Here is a 21,191-nt window from a genome sequence, read left to right on the forward strand (position 1 = left end):
AATTCAGGCGCGCACCCGCTCGGACTTCGGATCGTACATCGGCTTCAGCGAAGCTTCTGCCGCAAACCGCTCGCCGGCGATCTCGATCTCATAGCTTGAGGCCAGCACGTCATCCGCGCTTTGGCCTTTGCAGGGCACATAGCCCATGCCGATAGCGCCACCGAGATAATGCCCGTAATTGCCACTGGTGATCGTATCGACGATCCTGCCGTCGCGCACGATCGCCTCATTGTGGAACAGAAGCGGCTCCGCATCCTTCAGGCGGAACTGGACAAGCCGGCGATTCAACCCGGTTTCCTTCTTCTTCAGCACCGCGTCGCGGCCGATGAAACTGCCCTTGGCCGTCTTCACGGCGAAACCGAGTCCCGCTTCCAGTACGTTGTCCTCGTCGGTGATGTCGTGGCCGAAATGGCGGAAGGCCTTTTCGATGCGGCAGGAATCCAGCGTGTGCAGGCCGCAGAGTTTCAGGCCGAGGTCGGCGCCGGCCTCTTCCAGCGTCTCGAAGACATGCGCGGTCTGGTCGGTCGGCACGTAAAGCTCCCAGCCGAGTTCACCGACATAGGTGACGCGATGGGCGCGGGCGAGGCCCATGCCCACTTCGATCTGCTGCGCGGTGCCGAACGGGAAGGCCTCGTTGGAGAAATCGTTCGGGCTGATCTTTTGCATCAATTCACGCGCTTTCGGCCCCATCACCGGCAGCACGCTTTCGGCAGCGGTGACGTCGGTGATGACGGCGAATTCGTCGCCGAGATGCCGCCGCAGCCAGGCGAGGTCGCGTTGCAGCGTGGCGCCCGGCACGACGAGGAAGAAGGCGGTTTCGGAAAGTCGCGTGACCGTCAGGTCGCTTTCGATGCCGCCGCGCGCGTTGAGCATCTGCGTATAGACGATCTTGCCGGGTGCGACGTCCATGTCGTTCGCGCACAGTTTTTGCAGGAAGGCCAGCGCGTCACGGCCCTCGACCCGGATCTTGCCGAAGGACGTCATGTCGAACACGCCGACGCCGGTACGCACGGCCATGTGCTCGTCGCGGGCATTGTCGAACCAGTTCTGCCGCTTCCAGCTATAGCGGTATTCACGCTCCTGGCTTGGCCGAGCGAACCAGTTGGCGCGCTCCCAGCCGGCGGTCTCGCCGAAGACGGCGCCGCGCGCCTTGAGGTGCTCGTGCAGTGGCGAGCGGCGCACGCCGCGCGCCGTGGCCGGCTGGCGGTAGGGAAAATGGTCGGCATAGAGCAGGCCGAGCGTCTCGACCGAGCGGTTGTAGAGATAGGTCTTGTTGCCCTGGAAGGGCTGGACGCGGCGGATGTCGACGTCCCACAGGTCGAACGGCGCCTCGCCGTCCTGCATCCACTCAGCCAGCGCCATGCCGGCACCGCCGGACGACTGGATGCCGATGGAGTTGAAGCCGCAGCAGACCCAGAAGTTTTTCAGGTTCGGCGCTTCGCCGAGATAATAGCGGTCGTCCGGGGTAAAACTTTCCGGGCCGTTGAAGAAGGTGTGGATGCCGGCGGTTGCGAGCAGCGGCATGCGCTTCACCGCTTTTTCGAGGATAGGCTCGAAATGGTCGAAATCCTCCGGCAACTGGTCGAAGCAGAAGTCTTCCGGGATGCCGTTCATGCCCCAGGGCTTCGCCACCGGCTCGAAGGCGCCGAGCAGGATCTTTCCCGCGTCCTCCTTGTAGTAGGCGCACTCGTCCTGCACGCGCAGCACCGGCAGGCGGCCGAGATCGGGGATCGCCTCGGTGACGATATAAAAATGCTCGCAGGCATGCAGCGGCACGGTCACGCCCGCCATCGCCCCCACGCCATGCGCCCACATGCCGGCGCAGTTGACGATGTGGTCGCAGGTGATGCGGGTCGTCTCGCCTTCATGCTCGACGGTGACGCCGGTGATGCGGCCTTTGTCCTTGTGAATTTCCAGTACCTTGGCCTGCTCGACGATGCGGGCGCCGTTCATGCGCGCGCCCTTGGCCAGTGCCTGGGTGATGTTGGCCGGGTCGCCTTGGCCGTCCTTCGGGATGAAGACGGCGCCGACCACGTCGGAGATTTCCAGGTGCGGGTATTTTTCCTTAGTCTCGGCCGGCGAGATCTCCTCGACATCGACGCCGCGGGCGCGGGCCATGGAAGCTCCGCGATAAAGTTCCTCCTTGCGCGCCTCGGTCAGCGCGACCGAGATCGAGCCGCACTGGCGCATGCCGGTGGCGACGCCGGTCTCCTCCTCCAGCCTGACGTAGAGGTCGGCCGTGTATTTGGCGAGCCGCGTCATGTTGGAGGACGCGCGCAACTGCCCGATCAGGCCAGCGGCATGCCAGGTGGTGCCGCTGGTGAGCTGCTTGCGCTCAAGCAGCAGGATGTCGGTCCAGCCGAGCTTGGCGAGGTGATAGGCAACCGAGCAGCCGGCGACGCCGCCGCCGATGATGACGACACGAGCTTTGGAGGGAAGGGAGGTCATGCTGAACAACTCGCTTCGAGGGAAAACACCCCCTCACCGTCACACTGCGCGTGCCACCTCTCCCCCTGCCCGGGGGAGAGGTGGCTCGGCGAAGCCGAGACGGTAAGGGGGAGATTGACTGTCACGCCGCCTTGCTCCGATAGGTGGAGGCAAACCGGCGCAGGCGTTGCGCTGCCTCGCGCAGCACGTCTTCCGGCTGGCACAGGCTGATGCGGATATGGCCGGCGGCCGCCTCGCCGAAGGAGGAACCGGGCATGACGGCGACCTTCTCGGCATCCAGGAAGGCCCAGGCGAATTTTTCGTCGTCCGGCTCGACAGCGGAGATGTCGAGCATGGCGTACATGCCGCCTTCCGAGCCGCGCACGGTGACGTCGTTCATGCCGCGCACGGCGTCGAGGAACACGGTACGGCGGCCGGCATAGCGTTCGGCGATCTCCCTGACGCCATAGCCGTTGTTCAGCGCCTCGATCGCCGCATGACTGACGAAATCGGTCAGGCCGTAGGTGGTGACCAGATTGAGGTTGACGGTCAGCGCGATGAAGTTGGCCGGACCGGTCAGCCAACCGAGCCGCCAGCCGGTCATGCCGTGGCTTTTCGACATGGAATTGATGACCAGCGTGCGCTCGGCCATGCCGGGCAGGGCACGCGGCGAGACATGCTCGCCGCCGCCGAGCGTCCAGTAGACCTCGTCGGAGAGCAGCCAGAGATCGTGCCGGCGGCAGACATCGGCCAGGCCTTCAAGGGCCGCGCGCGTATAGACGGCGCCGGTCGGGTTGTTCGGCGTGTTGATGAGGATGGCGCGGGTGTTGGGCCTGACAGCCTTTTCGATTGCCCCCGCATCCGGCTGGAAGCCGTTCGCGGCGCGCGTCTCGACCACGGTGAAGTCGGCTTCCGCCGCGCGGAAGGTGCCGGGATAGGTGGCGTAGTAGGGCGCCACGACGATGGCATGGTCACCCCGGTCGAGCACGCCCTGCACGGCGGCGTAGAGCGCGGCCTGTCCGCCCGGCGTGACGATCACCTCGTCGGCGCCGGTTTCGACGCCGGTGCACTGCGTTGAAATGCGCGCCATGGCATCGCGCAGCGCCGGTATGCCGGGCAGCGGCGTATAATGGTGATGGCCGCCGCGCACGGCGCCGACGCAGGCTTCCACCGTCTCGGCGGGCGTATCGAAATCGTGGTCGCCGACCGACAGCATGACGATCGGCTCGCCGGCCTCCTTGCGCTGCCAAGCGGCGAAATGCACCTCCCAGCCGTCCTTGCCGGACGGAATGATGTTGGAAATGCGGGATGAAGGGTGGGGCATCCTAGCTTCTCAACCGTTCGTTTTTGGGGTCCCACAGCGGCTCGTCCTTCTGCACGACCGCCTTGAAACGATCGCCGAAGATCTCGACCTCGACGGTGGAACCGGGCTCGGCGAGGTCGGCCCGGATCATGCCCAGCGCGATCGACTTGTCCACCCGGTGCCCCCAACCTCCTGACAGGGTTTCGCCGACGATCTTGCCGTCGTGCCAGAGCGTCGCCATGTAGGGCGCGTCGCACTCGCCGGGGTTTTCCACCACCAGCGTGACGAAGCGCTTTTTCACGCCCTGCTGCTTTTCGTTTGCCAGTGCCGCCTTGCCGCGGAAGTCGGGCTTGTCCCACTTTACGAAGCGCTCCAGCCCGCCTTGCAGCACCGTGTAGTCGGTCGAAAGGTCCTGCTTCCAGGCGCGGTAGCTTTTCTCGAGCCTCAGCGAATCCAGCGCGAACATGCCGAAGGGTTTCAGGCCGTGCTTCTGCCCAGCGGCCCATACGGCGTCGAAGACGGCGGCGGTGTCTTCCACCTTGGTGTGCAGTTCCCAGCCGAATTCGCCGGCGAAGGAGACTCGCACCAGTTGCAGCCAGCGCCCGGCGATCTGGCATGACTGGTGCGTGAGCCAGGGTAGGGAAAGGTCGGCGTCGCTCACCTCGGCCAGAATGGCACGAGAGTTCGGCCCGGAGAGGATCTGGCAGGAGAACCGCTCGGTGACATTTTCCAGAGTCAGTGCCGTGCCTTGCGGCAGATGGCTGCGCAGCCACTCGAAGTCGTGCAGTTCGGCGACCGCGGCGGTGATGAGGAAGAACAGGTTTTCCTCGATCGCCATGATCGACATTTCGGTGACGATGCGACCCTTGTCGTCGGCGAAATAGCCGAGGCCGATGCGGCCGGGCTTCGGCACGATGCCGGTGATCTGCGTCGCCAGCCAGTCGCGCGCGCCGTCGCCGGCAAGGCGGAAGCGCGAGAAGCCGGGCAGGTCGAGGATGCCGGCGGCGTCGCGTACGGCATGGCATTCCTCGCGGATGCGCTTTTGCCAGGGGCCTTCGCGGCGGAATGTCTGCGTGGCTTCCTCGGAGGTGTCGTCGCCCGGATGGGCGTACCAGTTGGCGCGCTCCCAGCCGTTGGCCGCGCCGAACTCAGCGCCCAGCGCCTTCAGCCGGTCGTGCAGCGGCGAGAGTTTCCGGCCGCGCGCCGCCGGCCAGGCGTGGCGGGGGAAGGAGATGGCGTATTCGTGGCCGTAGATCTCCTTGCCCTTGGCCACTGCGTAGTCGGGCGCCGAGGCGAAGGCGGTGAAGCGGCGTGGATCGCAGCTCCACATATCCCATTCGGTGGCGCCCTGCGTGACCCATTCGGCCAGCACCTTGCCGGCACCGCCCGCCTGCGCGATGCCGAAGGTGAAGACGCAGGCTTCGAAGGCGTTGGGTACGCCGGGCATCGGGCCGATCAGCGGGTTGCCGTCCGGTGCGTAGGGGATGGGGCCGTTGATGACTTTGGAAAGCCCCGCCGTGCCGAGGATCGGCACGCGCTCGACGGCGTCGTTCAAATACCATTCCAGCCGCTCCAGATCGTCCGGGAAGAGCTGGAAGGAGAAGTCGACCGGCATCGGGTCGTCGGCATTCGCCCAATGGGCGCGGCAGTTGCGCTCGTAGGGGCCGAGGTTCATGCCGTTCTTTTCCTGCCTGAGATACCAGGAGGTGTCGACGTCGCGCAGCAGCGGCAGCTTGTGGCCGGCTTCCTTCGACCACGCGGCCAGCTCGGGGATTTCCTCGAACAGAATGTACTGATGGCTCATCACCATCATCGGGATGTCGCGGCCGAACATCTTTCCCACTTCGGCGGCGCGGTAGCCGGCGGCGTTGACGACGATCTCGCAGCGAATTTCGCCCTGTTCGGTCTCGACGACCCATTCGTCGTTCTCTTGCCGCACGCCGGTGACGGGACAGAAGCGCACGATCTTCGCCCCCATGTCGCGCGCGCCTTTGGCCAGCGCCTGCGTGAGCTGTGCCGGGTCGATATCGCCGTCGTTGGGGTCGTAGAGCGCGCCCTTCAGGCCGTGCGTGTCGATGAAGGGATAGCGCTTGACGATCTCGTCGGCGCCGATCACCTCGATGTCCATACCCTGATAGCGGCCCATGCCCTTGGCGCGCTGGAATTCGCGCATGCGTTCGTCGGTATGCGCCAGCCTGAGCGAGCCGGTGACATGGTAGTTCATCGGGTAGTCCACTGCCTTCGCCAGCCCGCGATAAAGCTCGGTCGAATAGCGCTGCATGTTCATCAGCGACCAGGAGGTGGAGAAGGTCGGCACGTTGCCGGCGGCATGCCAGGTCGAGCCGGAGGTCAGCTCGTTCTTTTCCAGGAGCACGCAGTCGGTCCAGCCGGCCTTGGCGAGATGATAGAGCGAGGAGCAGCCGACGGCGCCGCCGCCGATGATGACCACGCGGGCGCGTGCCGGAAGATCAGCCATTTTTTCCTCCCCGTTCCATTCAACAAACGGCCATTCAATAAACCGGCGGCGACACGACCCAGATCACCACTGCGGGTTCCGTGCCGGGATTGCGCCAGCGGTGGGGTTTCTTCTCGAAGCGGAAGCTGTCGCCGGCTGTCAGCCGGTGCCATATGCCGTCGATCTCGATCTCGAAGACGCCGGACACGACGTAGCCGGCTTCCTCCGTCTGGCGCAGGTTGGGCGCCGCAAGCTCGGCGCCGGCGGCGAATTCGGAGCGAACCATCTCGAAGGAGCCGCCGAGGTCGGGCGACAGAAGCTCTTCCACGAGGCCGGTCTCGCTGGTGCCGAGCGCGCGGCGGCGACCGGCGCGGACGACGACGCCGCGTTCGCGCTCGTCTTCCACGTCATGGCCGAAGAACAGGCTGATCGGCACGTCGAACAGGGCCGCGAAGGCGCGCATGTCGGCCAGCGAGGGCATCGACAGGCCGCGCTCGACCTGGCTGACCCAGCCGACCGAGCGGCCGAGCTTCAGCGCGATTTCGGACAAAGTCAGCCCGCGCGCCTTGCGCAGCGCGCGGATGTCGCCGGCGAGCAGATGCACGCCCTGCTGATCCGATAACGCTGTCGCGGAGGTCACGATCGCCGCCTCATGAAAAAATCTGTCAGGATTTCATGTGATGGCAGTTGCATGAAAAAATCAAGGGTAATTTCATGTCAACCAAGATTTACTTGCGCCCTTTTCGCTGTTCGTGCCAAGGCAGCGCACAGTTGGCGTGGGGGACGCCCGTGCAGATATCTTGGTAGGGCACGACCCATGCTGGCACCGCAAAACTCCCCGCAATTGGACGAGACGGCAATTGTTGACGAGGCTATTGCCTCGCGGCGTTCCGTGCGGGCTTTTTTACCTGATCCGGTGGACGATGCGGTTATTGCGGAGATTCTCGACGTTGCCGCGCGGGCACCGTCCGGCACCAATATGCAGCCATGGCGGGTTTATGTCGCCAAGGGAACCGTGAAGCAGAAGATCAGCGAGGCGATTCTCAATTCGGGCATTCGCGCCGAAAAGGCCGAGTGGGACGAATACAAATATTATCCCGATCATTTCTTCGAGCCGTATCTGTCGCGGCGGCGGGCCAACGGCTTCGGCCTCTACAGCGCGCTGGGCATCGGCCGGCGCGAAGTGGATCGGATGCGCGCGCAGCATGATCGCAATTTCGTCTTCTTCGATGCGCCGGTCGGCATGATCTTCACCATCGACCGCAGGCTCAATCAGGGGTCATGGATCGATTACGGCATGTTCTTGCAAAACATCATGATTGCCGCGCGGGCGAGGGGGCTGCACACCTGCCCCCAGGCGGCGTTCGCACCTTACCATCGCCAGATCAGGCCGGTGCTCGGCATTGGCGAAGAAGAAGTCGTGGTGTGCGGCATGGCTATCGGCTTGGAGGACACCAGCAAGCCGGAAAGCGAATTCCGCACCGACCGCGCACCTCTGGCGGATTGGGTGACGTTTGCCGGATAGGTGGTAGGCACTCCGGCGCACAGGTGCATGCTCCGACGGCAGTTTTCGCCGGCTCAGCATGAGGAAGGTTGGCGCGAGGCATACCCCCCCTCTGGCCTGCCGGCCATCTCCCCCACAAGGAGGGAGATCAGCAGCTTCGCCCACCCGCCAACTTCCCAACCTTTGTGATTGGCGAAAGCCGTCATGAAATCTGATCTCCCTCCTTGTGGGGGAGATGGCCGCCGGGCCAGAGGGGGGTGCTGTCCCGCTGACGGTCGCGATTGGCGTGGATGAAAAATCGTCAGCGGTTGCGGCTGATGAGAATAATTCCGTTGCCGATCAGGCGCTTGCCAAATCAGAGCGATTTCTTCCCCGCTCCTTTATCCACACCCTCCATCCCTCGCGCATAATCCTCCTCAGCAGCTTGCTATCGGGAACGGGTGTGCACACTCGAGCATCCAGGCAAGTGTGGCGCCGGGTGTGTTATCCGTAACAGTGAACGGAACCGCCCGGCCCGAACCGGACCTGCGTTGCTCGCGCCNCGCAAATGGGCGATGGGCCGGGAAAGGCAAGGGTAGAAACGCCGGCGGGCGCGGACAACCGTGCCATATCATTAAACTTAGGAGGTACGGCCCCGCGCCCGCTTCCCGACCTTTCAGCCAGAAAGGTCCGTTCTTTTACAATAGCCAGACGGCATTTGCCGGGCGTGGCAGCGATGAAGCGCGAGCGTTTGTTATTGCACCTCGTAGCCGACTTCCTCGCTGCTGTGGCAAAGCAGTTTCCAGAACGCCCGTGCGAACGAGCGGAAGACATGAATGTCGAAGCTGTCGTTATCGGTGCGCTGGATCTGCGCGAAGATGTCGTGATGGACGGTCGAGCGCCCCGCGCCGATGGGGAAGGCGGGGAGCGAGAAATCGATGGCAAAGAGCTTCGCCAGAACCCATTCGGCCTTCTCGCCTGAAATACGAATGATCGTGCGCCCATGCGAAAGGTCGGTCACGGTGCCGATGGCGGGCTTGAGAGATGCGGCAAAGGCTTCGGCCAGTCCTTCCTCCTCGGCGGTGACGGTGAATTTCCCCGGCGCGATACCGAAGGCGGCTTTTCCGTTCTTGACGATGCCGCCGCCGGCGCCGTCCGGCACGGCAAGGCGAGCGACGGAGCGGATCGCGGCAATCATGCGCTTTTCTTCACCCGGCCATGCGGTCAGTTGCAGAATGGAACCCTGTTTTGCTTCACAAAGCGTGACGCCGGCGCCGTGTTCGCTCTGCCCGTGGAGGCCGGGTTGATAGACTGGCTCCAGCGGTGAAAGGCGCTCGACCGTGTTTCGACTAGCCATGCATGCGGCTCCCTTCGGGGTCGAAGAAATGGTGGCTGACGATCTCGACCGGGCCGTAACGATTACGCAGCGGATCGGAGATGAAGGCGCGGCTGCCGTGGCGGGCCTTGCCACCCTCGACCAGCGCCAGCGCGATATATTTGCCGAGCGCCGGCGAATAGCAGGCGGCGGTGATATGCCCGATCGAGCCGTGCGGGTTTTCCTGGTCGACCGCCTCGACGATGTGAGCGCCGCCGCCGAGCGGCCGGCCATCGAGCGAAAGCAGGCCGACCAACTGAATGCGGCCGGAAGCGATCAATCCCTCGCGGTCCATCATGGCAGAGCCGATGAACGGCTTCTTCTTCGAAAGCATCCAGTCGAGATGGAGATCGCGCGCCGTTGTCCGGCCGTCGATTTCGGCGCCGGTGACATGACCCTTTTCGATGCGCATCGCGCCGAGCGCCTCCATGCCATAGGGCACGAGCCCGAACGGCCTGCCGGCCTCCATCAGCGCCTCCCAGACATGGGTGCCGTAATCGGCGGGCGAATAGACCTCGAAAGCCATCTCGCCGGAGAAGGACAGCCGGCAGATCATCACCGGCACATCGGCAATCGTGCCGTGGACGATGCCCATGAAGGGCAGGGCCTTGTTATCGACACCGGTTTTCCTCACGCAGGCTGCAAGAATGTCGCGTGCGCTCGGGCCGCCGATGGCCGCGCCGGCCCATTGGTCGGTGACGGAAACGAGGCTCACCTTCAGTTCCGGCCAGATGACGTCGAGGAAATATTCCAGATGCTGCATCACCTTGCCGGCATTGGCCGTGGTGGTGGTCATCAGGAAGTCGTTATCGCCGAGACGCCAGGTCGTGCCGTCGTCGAAGGCAAGGCCGTCCTCGCGCAGCATAAGGCCGTAACGGGCTTTCCCGACCGGCAGGAAAGAAAACATGTTGGTGTAGACGCGGTCGAGGAATTCCGCCGCGTCCGGCCCCTGCACCGCGATCTTGCCAAGTGTCGAGACATCGACAATGCCCGCCGCCTCGCGGGTTGCCGCGGCCTCGCGCACATAGGCCTGTTCGATGGTCTCGCCGGCAAGGCCGTAGATTTGCGGGCGAAACCAAAGCCCGGCCGGTTGCATCGTGGCGCCGTGCTCGACATGCCAGTCGTGCATCGGTGTCAGGCGCTCGGGCCTGAGGTCGCCATAACGTTCGGCGGCGAACGCACCGAGCGATACCGGCGAAAAGGGCGGGCGGAACCGCGTGGTCCCCACGTCCGGTATCGGCAGGCCGCGCGCTTCGGCCATGATGGCGAGACCCGCGACGTTGGACGTCTTGCCCTGATCGGTCGCCATGCCGAGCGTGGTGTAGCGTTTGAGATGCTCGACCGAGACGAAGCCCTCGCGATGGGCGAGCCGCACGTCGTCGACGGTCACGTCATGCTGGAAATCGACGAACGCCTTGCCCGGTGCCTTGATCTCGAACACAGGCGCGGGTTCGGGGCTGCCGAGCGTGGTTTCGGCCGTGGGAAGGCTTGTTTCACCCGGTTCGGCTCCGCAGGCGGCGAGACCCGCGGCATGGCCTTCGGCCAATGCGCCCCCGGTGGAGAAATTGCCGGTAAAGGCTCCGGCACCCAACCAGCGCGAATTCCGAGCGGGGGCGGGAGGGAGGAAGGCCTGCAAACCATTGTCCCACTCGGCCTTTGCGCCGGCCTGGCTGGCGAGATGGATGGCCGGCGACCAGCCGCCCGACATCAACAGGCCATCAGCGGAAAGCGAGCGGGCTTCGCCCGACACGGTGCCGCTCGTCATGTTGAAACGTTGCACCTTGACGCCACGCAGCGCCTTGCCGCCCTCGGTCGCGACGACGGCGTGGCCGGCAAGCAGTTCGGCTCCGGCCTCACTGGCCAGAATACGCATGGCCTCGCCCACGTCCTGCCTCACATCGACGATGGCCGCAATGTTGGCCCCCGCTTTCTTCAGGCTGATGGTGGAGAGATAGGCGCTGTCATTGTTGGTGAAGACGATGAACGTCTCTGCCGGCAACACGCCGAATTCATTGGCGTAGCGCTCGGCGGCGGAAGCCAGCATGACGCTTGGCCTGTCATTGCCGGGAAATACCAGCGGCCGCTCGAATGCGCCGGTCGCCAGAACCACCGACCTGGCGCGGATGACCCAGTGGCGGTGGCGTGGCTCGCCCGGTCCGGCCTTTGCCTTGTGATCGCTGACGCGCTCCACCGCGACAAGCGTGTTGCCGTCATAGCAGCCCCAGACGGCCGTGCGGCGCAGCAGGCGAACATTGGGCCGCTCGCGCAAGCCAGCCGCCATGTCGGCCGCCCAGTCGGCGGCCAGCATGCCGTCGATCGTCTCGCCCGACCAGTTGGCGCTGCCGCCGGCATGTGCATCGGCTTCCGCGAGAATGACGTTGGCACCATGCTCGGCGGCGGCGCTGGCGGCCATCAGGCCAGCCGGGCCGGAGCCGACGACGAGCACGTCGCAGAAGGCGTTCATGCGTTCATAGCGCGATGTATCGGGTGCTTCGCCGGCACGCCCAAGGCCGGCGGCACGGCGAATGACATGCTCGCACAGCATCCAGAAGCGCGTGCCCTTGAGCGGGCCGATCGCCGGCCCCATGAAGGTCTTGTAGTAGAAGCCTGCCGAAATCAGCTTCCCCGCAAGCTGGTTGACGGCACCGATGTCGAACGCCAGCGAGGGAAAACGGTTCTGGCTTTCAACGGTGAGCCCGTCATGGATTTCGATCATGGTGGCCGGCACGTTCGGCTCGCGGACCTTGCCGCGCATCACCGTCACCAGCGCGTTCGGTTCATCGAGACCGGCGCTGAGCAGGCCGCGCGGGCGATGATATTTGAACGAGCGCCCGGCCAGGACGACGCCATTGGCCAGCAGTGCCGAGGCAAGCGTGTCGCCGGCGTGGCCCGTGTAGGCGGTGCCGTCGAAGGTGAAGCGGACGGGTCTCTGCCGGTTGACCCGTCCGCCAGTTGCCGTGCGGCGTGGGTTCATTTGCGGGCTCCCGGCTTGCGTGCATGCGCGTCGCCACGCACGAAGCCGACGCTGGAAATCTCGTGCGTCAGCGTATTGCGCACCACGCGCAGATGCGACCGGCAGCCACCGGAATGCTGCCATATCTCGTTGTGATCACCGGCCGGGTTCAGCCGATCATAGACATAGGCGTTCCAGGCGTCGAGGTCCTGCGAGGCAGGGGCAGGGCGCGTGCGGTTGCCGTCCCCCTGGTAGGTGAACTCGGACAGGTCGCGCGGGCCGCAATAAGGACAGGTGATGAGCATCGTTTGTATCTTTTTATTCGGCCATGATCTTGTCTGAATACCGGTGCCTATTTTTCGCCGGCGTGGCCCTTCGGTTCGGGATCATGGCTTAATGCAACCGAGGCGTTGCGCCCTGGCCTTTTTCGTCGATCAGGATGCCGTGATGGAAACGGTCGAGCGTGAATGCGGCATTGAGTTCGTGCGGTTCGTCCCTGACGATGGTGTGGGCGAAGCACCATCCGGAAGCGGGCGTGGCCTTGAAGCCGCCATAGCACCAGCCGCAATTGAGATACATGCCGGGCAGGGGGCCGGTGGTGATGATGGGCGAGCCGTCCATCGTCATATCGCACAGCCCGCCCCAGGCTCGCAGGACGCGAACGGGGCCAAGACCGGGAAACAGGGCGAGCATCTCGCTCATCACATCCTCGACGATGGGTAGATTACCGCGCTGGGCATAGGAATTATAGCCGTCTATGTCGCCGCCGCAGACAAGACCGCCCTTGTCCGACTGATTGACGTAGCAGTGGCCCATGCCGAAGGTGACGACCGTATCGAGGAAGGGTTTGAGCGACTCTGTGACGAAGGCCTGCAGCACATGGCTTTCGATCGGCAGCCGCTCGATCCCGGCCATCTGCATGACGCGGCCGGTGCTGCCGGCCACGGCGACCGCCACTTTTTTGGCGCGGATGTCGCCGCGCACGGTTGTCACGCCCACGATGCGTTCGCCTTCGCGCAGGAATCCGGTCACTTCGCAATTCTCGATGATGTCGACGCCGCGACGGTCGGCTCCTCGAGCATAGCCCCATGCGACTGCGTCGTGCCGTGCGGTGCCTGCGCGCGGCTGCATGAGACCGCCGAAGATTGGAAAACGGGCCTTGGCCGATATATCGATGGCCGGCATCAGACGCTTGATCTCAGAGGGCGTCATCAATTCGGCATCGACGCCGAGATGGCGCATGGCATTGCCACGCCGTGCGTAATCGTCCAGTTGCGCCGGCGTATGGGCAAGGTTGAGGCAACCGCGTTGCGAGAACATGACGTTGTAGTTGAGGTCGTGGGAAAGCCCTTCCCACATCTTCATCGAATGCTCGTAGAAGCGTGTGTTGGACGGCAGCAGATAGTTCGATCGCACGGTGACGGTATTGCGGCCGACATTACCCGAGCCAAGCCAACCTTTTTCCACCACCGCGACATTGGTGACGCCATGCTCCTTGGCCAGATAATAGGCAGTTGCCAGGCCGTGGCCGCCGCCGCCGATGACAATCACGTCGTAGGATGCTTTGGGCTCGGGCTTACGCCATGCCGGCTTCCAGTCCCTGTTGCCGTTGAGCGCATTCCTGACCAGCGCAAGGGCCGAATATTCCGCCATGTTTCACGCATTCTGTTTCAAAGGATGCCGCACACTATAGGTCAGCGGAGCCGGTCAAGGTCAATTTTGCGCCATGCCTTTTCAGAAGACCGACTCGGCCGATACTCAGCGCCGTGACTTGCTCCGCGCCTTTGGCATCTTTATCAATAACAGGCTTTCAGGTTCCAGCCTCCATGCAGGACGGCCGACATATCATGGTTTTGCGATTGCTTCGCCTGCTTGCCGTTCTCGCGTTGGCCGCGTTCGCATCGCCGCCAAACTCGGGAGCCGCACAGGAAGTCGGGCAAAGCATTGCCGGTATGATCGCCGAGCAGCAGAAGGTGCTGCAGGCACTTTCCAGCAAGACGGATGCGTTGGAAAAGAAAATCCCGGCAGACGCCGATGAAGATTCCGGCCTGCTCGATGACCGCTTGCAACTGGAGGCTCTTTCGAGCCAGGCATTGCAAAGCGCACTGGCGTTTCGGCCGAAAGTTGCTGAAATCAACCGGCGCCTGGAAGAGCTTGGCCCGGTGCCGGCAGAGGGAAAGCCTCCGGAGCCCGCAATCGTTGCCACCGAGCGCAAGACGCTTGAGGCACAGAAAGCGCAGATCAATGCCGTGCTTTCCGTGGCGGAAACTCTGTCGCTGCGGATGAACAGCTTGATCGACAAGACAACGGCGATGCGCAGCGAGCTTTTCCGCAAGGTGCTGACACACCGCTTTGAACTGACGACGGCATTCAGCGAGAAGATCGGCGTCGATGCGAGGACGGAATTTTCACGCTTCTACGACGCGGTTTCTTCCTGGTTGATGTTCGCTGTTAAATTCAAGCTCCAAGCCATGCTCATGGCGACACTGCTCGCGCTCGCCGCCGCAGCTATTCTGTTCTTCGGAGGGCGGCGGCTTTTTGGCCACATGCTCTATCCAGACAAAAGTGTGGAAGACCCGCCTTATCTCGCCCGCTTATCGGTGACGTTCTGGACAACACTGGTGCCGACCGCATCTCTCGCGGCTTTCTTCGCGGCGGCCTATTACTTCTTTGACCGTTCGAATGTACTGCGCGGCGACATCGGCGTCTTCCTTCAGGGGTTCATGATCGTCGTTGCCACAATCTTCTGCGTCAACAGGCTTGCGAATGCCGCCCTTTCGCCTCGATTGCCGAACTGGCGTTTGATCCCTGTCGAGCCGCATGCTGGGCGCTGGCTGATCCGTCTGGCGACCGCAATGGCTGTGATTATCGGCATCCATATTTTTCTTGGCGTGGTGAACGAACAGATGGGTTCGCCTTTGTCGCTAACGATCGCCCGCAGTTTCGTCGCGGCGATCGCCGTGGGCATTATTCTGCTTCTGATGGGTTTGGTGAAACCTTTCCGGACCCGCACCGGCATACGGCGCCCATGGCCGACGTGGTTGCGTAGCACGATCTTTGCCCTGGGCGGTTTCATCATCGTTGCGGCGCTTCTCGGTTATGTCCGGTTGGCGATGTTCGCCTCGATCCAGGTGGTAGTGACCGGCACGATCCTGCTTATGGCCTATATTGGCTTCCTGAGCGCACGGGCGCTCGGCGCGGAAGGTGGTTTCGGCGCATCTGCCTCCGGCCGCTGGCTGGCCGCCCGGACGAATGTGGAAGACATCACGCTCGATCAATTGGGGCTTGCGGTCAGCGTCGCGCTTAACATTCTTATCGTGGTTCTGTTCCTTCCCCTCATTCTTCTGATGTGGGGATTTCATCCCGGCGATCTGCAAAGCTGGGCCTACGGAATGGCTCAGGGCGTGACGATTGGATCGGTGACCATTTCGATTACCGGTGTCCTCAGCGGTATTTTGGTCTTCGTCATCGGCTATTTCGTTACACGATGGTTTCAGGGCTGGCTTGACGGATCGGTCATGGCCCGCGGGCGTGTCGATGCCGGCGTGCGCAACTCGATCCGCTTGGCAGTCGGCTATGCCGGCGTGGCCATCGCTGCACTGATCGGCATCTCGGCTGCGGGCATCAATTTGTCGAGCCTCGCACTCGTGGCTGGTGCGCTCTCTCTCGGGATCGGTTTTGGTCTCCAGAATGTCGTGTCGAATTTCGTGTCAGGACTGATCCTGCTTGCCGAACGGCCGTTCAAGGTTGGCGACTGGATCGTAGCCGGCGCCGTGAGCGGCACGGTCAAGAAAATCAGCGTGCGCGCGACCGAGATCGAGACGTTTCAACGCCAGACCGTGATCCTGCCAAACTCGATCCTCATCAACGATGCCGTTGGCAACTGGACGCACCGAAACAAGTTGGGTCGGGTGGAGATCAGGGTCGGCGTGGCCTATGGCTCCGACGTCAAGCGAGCCTATGAATTGCTGTCCGACATTGTCCGCGGACACCCTATGGTGCTGAAGAACCCCGAACCGTTTATTCAATTCATCAATTTCGGACCAGCGGCGCTTGAATTCGAGATCCGCTACTTTCTGGCGGATATTTTGAACGGCGGTGCGGTGCAAAACGACATACGCTTCGCGATCATCGATGCTTTTGCCAAGGAAGGCATAGAGATTCCTTCGACAGTTCAGGCTGTCGTTTCGGCCAGGAAGCCGGCCCCATGGCCGACCGACGATGACAAGGTCGAAGCGGAATTCGCAGCCCGAGCAGAGGCGCGTGAAAAGGCAAAGGAGCAGGCCGGCAAGCGCAGGCGCAAGTTGAGAGGCCCTGACCCACTTTGATACAAGCAACGTCGCTGAGCCGGTTGAGGTGTGAGTGGGGCGTTCAGTTGCGGTTCATTCGGGTTCTCCTATAAGCTGCCTCGCATGGAGCTACCATGCAAAGCGCAATAGGGACGGTGGAACACCGGAAACGCTGATGTGGAAGATTCTTGTTGCCGCCGTTGCTCTGTTGTCGGCAGTAAATGCCGGTTTCGCAGCCAGTGCGATCAATAAGGATTCCGAGCCGCGTACGCTGGTTGTAACACAAGGCAGCAGCAAGACAGATTTGCAGATCAATCCTGGAGAGACTGTCCAGTTCTGCCCTAAAGGTTGCTTCGTCACCTTGCCGAATGGTGACCTTGAAGCATTGAACGGCTCAGAAACCATCGAGATTTCAGGTGGCGTGGCGCGTATCAAGTAAGTTTTGATCTCGGTGTCGATTTCTCCGGCATTTTAGCATTCGCAGTAATACGCGTTTAACGATGTCTGGCGAATTGCGGCCATCGCGGCTTTCCAGTCCATTCGTTTTAACGTTCGCTAGTTCCTTCCTCGCTATAGCCTTTCCGGGGACGCCGAAACGGTGTCGGGAATGGGCAGGGCAGAGTTTATGGACGCGCGATCGGATCGAAACGCGATACCTCTTGCAGTCGATCTAGACGGTACGCTTATCGCCACGGATTTGTTGTGGGAGGGGTTATTCAGCCTCCTCAGAAAGAATCCATTTTATCTTCTTCTGGTGCCAGTCTGGCTCGCCGGTGGAGCGGCCCGGTTGAAGTGTGAAATTGCCAGTCGTATCGATATCGATCCAGCCGCCTTGCCTTATCGGGGGCCGCTTCTTGCTCGGTTGCAGACTGAACGCGCCGATGGCCGCAAGCTCATTCTGGCTACAGGAACGCCACGCAAGTTCGCAGAGGCGATTGCGGCGCACCTGGGTATTTTTGATGAAGTGCTTGCGACCGACGGGCGGCACAATCTGACCTCCAGCCGCAAGCGTGAAGCTCTCATTGCTGCATATGGTGATGGTGGTTTCGACTATGCTGGCAACAGCAGGCACGATCTTGCCGTGTTCGAAGCGGCTCGCTCGTCGATCGTCGTGGCACCAGACAGAAAAGCTGCGCGCTATCAGATTGCGCATAGCTGCGAGACTTTGCCGGGGCAGAAACCTGGTATCAGCGCCGTGCTCAAGATGCTGCGTGTGCATCAATGGTTGAAGAACGGGCTGGTCGCCGTTCCGGTGGTGGTTTCGCATCAATATCTCGATGCAAATCTAATCCGACAATGCATTTTGGCGTTTGTTTCATTCAGTGCGGTTGCCTCGGCAATCTACATACTTAATGATTTTTTTGATCTGGCGCTTGATCGACAACATCCCACCAAGCGACATCGACCCTTTGCCAGCGGCGCGCTTTCCATTCCGTTCGGCCTTGTTTCGATAGCCGTACTGCTGGTGATCGGCATTTTGACGGCGCTGTTTTGCCCGCCACCGTTTCTTGGCGTGCTTGTCGGTTATATGGTTCTCACGACAGCTTATTCGCTCTGTTTAAAGCGAATGCTGTTGATCGATGTGCTGACGCTGGCAGGACTTTACACAGTGCGGGTTCTGGGGGGTGCGGCGGCCACGCAAGTCGGGGTCTCGTTCTGGCTGCTCGCCTTTTCGATTTTCTTCTTTCTGTCATTGGCCCTCGTGAAACGCTATGTCGAACTGCGGACGTCGGCGTTGTCTCCAGGCGAGCGTATTGCAGGGCGGGGGTATCGCACGGAAGATCAGGAAATCATTGCGCAGGCGGGAATGGCTTCGGCGTTTTCGTCGGCTCTGGTTCTGGCTCTTTACATGAACAGCGAAGCTGTTCGCGAGCTTTACCCCCACGCATGGGTGATGTGGCCGCTGCCACCGATCATTCTCTACATGACCATGCGCGTATGGATCCTGGCCCGGCGAGATGAAATGCATGACGATCCCGTCGTTTTCATCGTTCGCGACTGGCGTAGCCAGATCGTCGTGGCCATCGGCGCGATGCTGCTGGTTGGCGGGGCATTGTAATGACGGCTGGCGATTACCACAGCTTTGGTCGAATACGGCCGGCCACGCCGAGCGTGATAGAGCCGCCCGAAGCAATTGCCACGCTTGAGACAGAAAATGCTGCCAAGGGGTCGCTGCTCGCATTCGGTAACGGGCGTTCCTATGGCGACAGCTGTCAGAACATGTCTGGCGTGATCGTCGATATGCGGGCGATGGATCGCATTCTTTCCTTCGATCCGCAAACGGGGATCATTGAGGCTGAGTCGGGTGCATTGCTGCGCGACATCATTGCCCACGCTGCGCCGTTCGGTTTCTTTCCGGCCGTCGTGCCCGGCACGCAATACGTGACTCTCGGCGGCGCAATCGCCAACGATATCCACGGCAAGAACCACCATCGCCGCGGCACTTTCGGCTGCCATGTCGAATCATTTGTACTTCTTCGGTCGGATGGTCGCCGCCATGTTTGTTCAGCCTCTCGCAACGGCGCCTTGTTCCGGGCGACCATCGGTGGGATGGGGCTGACAGGCCTCATGCTGTCGGCATCGATCCGATTGATGCGAGTGCCTTCTTTGGACATTATCGAAAAGGCGACCCCCTTCCGCGATCTACGCGAATTCTTTGACATCGCCGCACAGGCCGACACGGCCAATGAATATGCCGTCGCGTGGATAGACCAGCTTTCAGCCGGCGGACGTGGGATTCTGCTAACGGGCAATCATGCCGAATCTGGCGCGCGCACGACGACACGTTCGGGCGGCCGATTGTCGGTCCCCATTCAGCCGCCTTTCACTGTGCTCAATCACCCGTTTTTGCGAGTATTCAATTCTGCGTATCAGTGGAAGAAGTGTCGCGAGAAGAACGTTCGACACACTGGTTATCGAAGTTTCTTTTTCCCGCTGGATAAAGTGCGGAACTGGAACCGCCTCTATGGACCAAAAGGATTGTTTCAGCACCAGAGTGTCATGCCGCCAGAGGGGGCAAGCGGGGTGGTGGAAGCCTTGCTTGCTACGGCGCGCAGGTCTGGGCAGGGCTCCTTCCTGACCGTGCTCAAGCGCTTCGGCGCAGTCAAATCGCCGGGCCTGCTCTCGTTTCCACGCGCAGGCTACACGCTGACGCTCGATTTTCCGAACCGTGGCGAGAAAACGCTTTCGCTCTTAAGGCTTCTGGACCGTATTGCCATTGATGCCGGAGGGGCCGTCAATCCCTACAAGGATGCGCGGATGGAAGCGAATGTTTTCGCGGCTTCCTTCCCGAATTGGCGCCAACTCGATGTCTGTCGCGACCCTGCGTTCATGTCTGATTTCTGGCGCCGCACAGCAGGCAGTCTGAGGCCAAATAACGAGAACTCCATGCAGGCGGCAGAATAAGCAATGAAATATCTACCGTTCATCCTCTTCACGGTCATGACCAACGCGGCGGCGCAATTGATGCTCAAGCAGGGCATGATATCGCTTGGGGTAATCAGTTTTGAAGGCGCCAACCCGCTTCTTAAGCTCCTCCAGGTGGTGGTCAACCCCTGGGTGTTTTTTGGGCTGTGCACCTTCGTCATTTCGATGGCTTCGCATCTCTATGTGCTTTCCAAGGTGGAGCTTTCTTTCGCCTATCCGTTCCTAAGCCTGGCTTATGTCGCAGTCGCCGTGTTTGCCTATTTCCTTTTCCGCGAGGATCTCAATGCTTGGCGCATCGCCGGTATCGCGCTCATCTGCGCTGGAACTGTCCTAATTGCGCAAAGCGGCCATTCGAGCCACGAAGTTGGCACGAATGTTGCTTCAACATCCTTGCAAACAAGCGAGATTTCAGAATGAGACACATAATTTTCGGCGGTGACGGCTTCGTCGGTCGCCACCTTGTCCCCAAACTGATTGCCGACGGCGAGGAAGTTATTGTCGCAGATATCGCCAGGAGCGATCTCCGGCATTATCGGTCGGTCCGCCATGTCCATTGTGACGTCACCGATCCGCGTTCTATCGCGGCGGTAGGCATTAAGAGCGACGACATGGTTTATAATCTGTCGGCAAAAATGCTGTCGCCGATTCAGATTCGGGCCAAGCGCCACGATTTCTTCTTTCCGGTGAATTTCCATGGGACCGAGCATATCATCCGGGCCATGGACAAAGCGGGTGCTCAAAAACTCGTCCACTTCACAACGGACATGATCTACGGCCATACGGTCACTTATCCGATGACGGAAGAACATCCGGTTGCGCCGCTCGGTGAATATGGATGGTCGAAACAGAAGACCGAGGATCTGGCGGCCGAGTGGCGTAAACGCGGTATGATGATCTCGCTGTTTCGGCCGCGCCTCATCATCGGTCCCGGACGGCTCGGTATCCTCGAAAAATTGTTTAAGCTGATCGACTGGAATCTGCCGGTGCCGATGATCGGTTCGGGCAAGAACCCCTACCAGTTCATCTCCGTTTTCGATTGTGCCGAAGCCTGCCGCGCGGCCTGGAAGACCGGTGTTCCGAACGAGGCTTATAATCTAGGCTCGCTCAATCCGCCGCCGGTGCGCAAGTTGCTCGGCGACCTGATCCGGCATGCCGGCTCGAAATCGATCCTTCTGCCGACGCCCGGCTGGGCGGTGAAGCGCACGCTCGACCTGCTCGACTTCATGAACATGCCGATCATGGACCCGGAGCAATATTTGATCGCTGACGAAGAATGCGTGCTCGACGTATCCAAGGGTGAGCGTCAACTCGGCTGGGTACCGCAATATCGCGACGAAGACATGCTGATCGCGGCCTATAGCGAATATCGCGCGGCCAAGGAAAACCGCACGCTTGCGGCCGATCAGGTGCCTGCCGAATAGCTGGCCGAAGGAGTTGCTCGAATGACAGTCATGACCAAACCTGAACACATCGCAGACCG

Annotated in this window: 15 protein-coding genes; 7 read left to right on the forward strand and 8 right to left on the reverse strand. The window is 61.6% G+C overall.

Going from position 1 to position 21,191, the window contains the following annotated elements:
• Positions 1-3 precede the first annotated feature (3 nt).
• From BFN67_RS01055 to BFN67_RS01070, 4 genes are all read right to left on the reverse strand, one after another.
• Positions 4-2,448, reverse strand: a complete 2,445-nt coding sequence (locus BFN67_RS01055) for a GcvT family protein (protein WP_080917724.1) — start codon at positions 2,446-2,448, stop codon at positions 4-6.
• Positions 2,449-2,569: 121 nt separating this feature from the next.
• Positions 2,570-3,751 carry a pyridoxal phosphate-dependent aminotransferase gene (locus tag BFN67_RS01060; protein ID WP_080917725.1) on the reverse strand — a complete coding sequence of 394 codons (1,182 nt, stop codon included), beginning with the start codon at positions 3,749-3,751 and terminating at the stop codon, positions 2,570-2,572.
• Between the two features lies 1 nt (position 3,752).
• Entirely contained in the window at positions 3,753-6,206 is a 2,454-nt protein-coding gene (locus tag BFN67_RS01065; protein ID WP_080917726.1) for a GcvT family protein, read from the reverse strand.
• A 34-nt stretch (positions 6,207-6,240) separates the two neighbouring features.
• The gene (locus BFN67_RS01070; RefSeq protein ID WP_080917926.1) at positions 6,241-6,783 is read right to left on the reverse strand and encodes a helix-turn-helix domain-containing protein; all 543 of its coding nucleotides are present in this window, start codon (positions 6,781-6,783) and stop codon (positions 6,241-6,243) included.
• 219 nt (positions 6,784-7,002) lie between these two features.
• Between BFN67_RS01070 and BFN67_RS01075 the strand changes: the two genes are divergently transcribed.
• Positions 7,003-7,710, forward strand: a complete 708-nt coding sequence (locus BFN67_RS01075) for a nitroreductase (RefSeq protein WP_080917727.1) — start codon at positions 7,003-7,005, stop codon at positions 7,708-7,710.
• Positions 7,711-8,422: 712 nt separating this feature from the next.
• On the opposite strand, the gene soxG is transcribed toward BFN67_RS01075, so the two are convergent.
• From soxG to BFN67_RS01100, 4 genes are all read right to left on the reverse strand, one after another.
• The gene (soxG, locus tag BFN67_RS01085; RefSeq protein WP_080917729.1) at positions 8,423-9,025 is read right to left on the reverse strand and encodes a sarcosine oxidase subunit gamma family protein; all 603 of its coding nucleotides are present in this window, start codon (positions 9,023-9,025) and stop codon (positions 8,423-8,425) included.
• A complete protein-coding gene (locus tag BFN67_RS01090; RefSeq protein WP_080917730.1) occupies positions 9,018-12,017 on the reverse strand; it encodes a sarcosine oxidase subunit alpha family protein in 3,000 nt (999 codons plus the stop codon). Before BFN67_RS01090 ends, soxG begins: the two co-directional genes overlap by 8 nt.
• Positions 12,014-12,301 carry a sarcosine oxidase subunit delta gene (locus tag BFN67_RS01095; RefSeq protein ID WP_080917731.1) on the reverse strand — a complete coding sequence of 96 codons (288 nt, stop codon included), beginning with the start codon at positions 12,299-12,301 and terminating at the stop codon, positions 12,014-12,016. The genes BFN67_RS01090 and BFN67_RS01095 overlap by 4 nt, the downstream gene beginning before the upstream one ends.
• Positions 12,302-12,389: 88 nt before the next feature.
• Entirely contained in the window at positions 12,390-13,649 is a 1,260-nt protein-coding gene (locus tag BFN67_RS01100) for a sarcosine oxidase subunit beta family protein (protein WP_080917732.1), read from the reverse strand.
• A 194-nt stretch (positions 13,650-13,843) separates the two neighbouring features.
• Between BFN67_RS01100 and BFN67_RS01105 the strand changes: the two genes are divergently transcribed.
• The 6 genes from BFN67_RS01105 to BFN67_RS01130 all read left to right on the forward strand — a co-directional run bounded on the left by BFN67_RS01105 (position 13,844) and on the right by BFN67_RS01130 (position 21,132).
• The gene (locus BFN67_RS01105; protein WP_080917927.1) at positions 13,844-16,324 is read left to right on the forward strand and encodes a mechanosensitive ion channel domain-containing protein; all 2,481 of its coding nucleotides are present in this window, start codon (positions 13,844-13,846) and stop codon (positions 16,322-16,324) included.
• A gap of 136 nt (positions 16,325-16,460) precedes the next feature.
• Positions 16,461-16,724 (forward strand): hypothetical protein, encoded by a 264-nt coding sequence (locus BFN67_RS01110; RefSeq protein ID WP_080917733.1) that lies wholly within the window; start codon positions 16,461-16,463, stop codon positions 16,722-16,724.
• 186 nt (positions 16,725-16,910) lie between these two features.
• On the forward strand, positions 16,911-18,344 hold the full coding sequence (locus BFN67_RS01115; RefSeq protein ID WP_080917734.1) for a UbiA family prenyltransferase: 1,434 nt from the start codon (positions 16,911-16,913) through the stop codon (positions 18,342-18,344).
• Positions 18,344-19,690: an FAD-binding oxidoreductase gene (locus tag BFN67_RS01120; RefSeq protein ID WP_080917735.1), complete on the forward strand. Its 1,347-nt coding sequence runs from the start codon at positions 18,344-18,346 to the stop codon at positions 19,688-19,690. The genes BFN67_RS01115 and BFN67_RS01120 overlap by 1 nt, the downstream gene beginning before the upstream one ends.
• 3 nt (positions 19,691-19,693) lie before the next feature.
• On the forward strand, positions 19,694-20,128 hold the full coding sequence (locus BFN67_RS01125; RefSeq protein WP_080917736.1) for an EamA family transporter: 435 nt from the start codon (positions 19,694-19,696) through the stop codon (positions 20,126-20,128).
• Positions 20,125-21,132, forward strand: a complete 1,008-nt coding sequence (locus BFN67_RS01130; protein WP_080917737.1) for an NAD-dependent epimerase/dehydratase family protein — start codon at positions 20,125-20,127, stop codon at positions 21,130-21,132. The genes BFN67_RS01125 and BFN67_RS01130 overlap by 4 nt, the downstream gene beginning before the upstream one ends.
• Positions 21,133-21,191: the final 59 nt, after the last annotated feature.

The organism is Manganibacter manganicus, from assembly GCF_002075885.1.
In the GTDB taxonomy this organism is placed as follows: Bacteria; Pseudomonadota; Alphaproteobacteria; order Rhizobiales; family Rhizobiaceae; genus Mesorhizobium; species Mesorhizobium manganicum.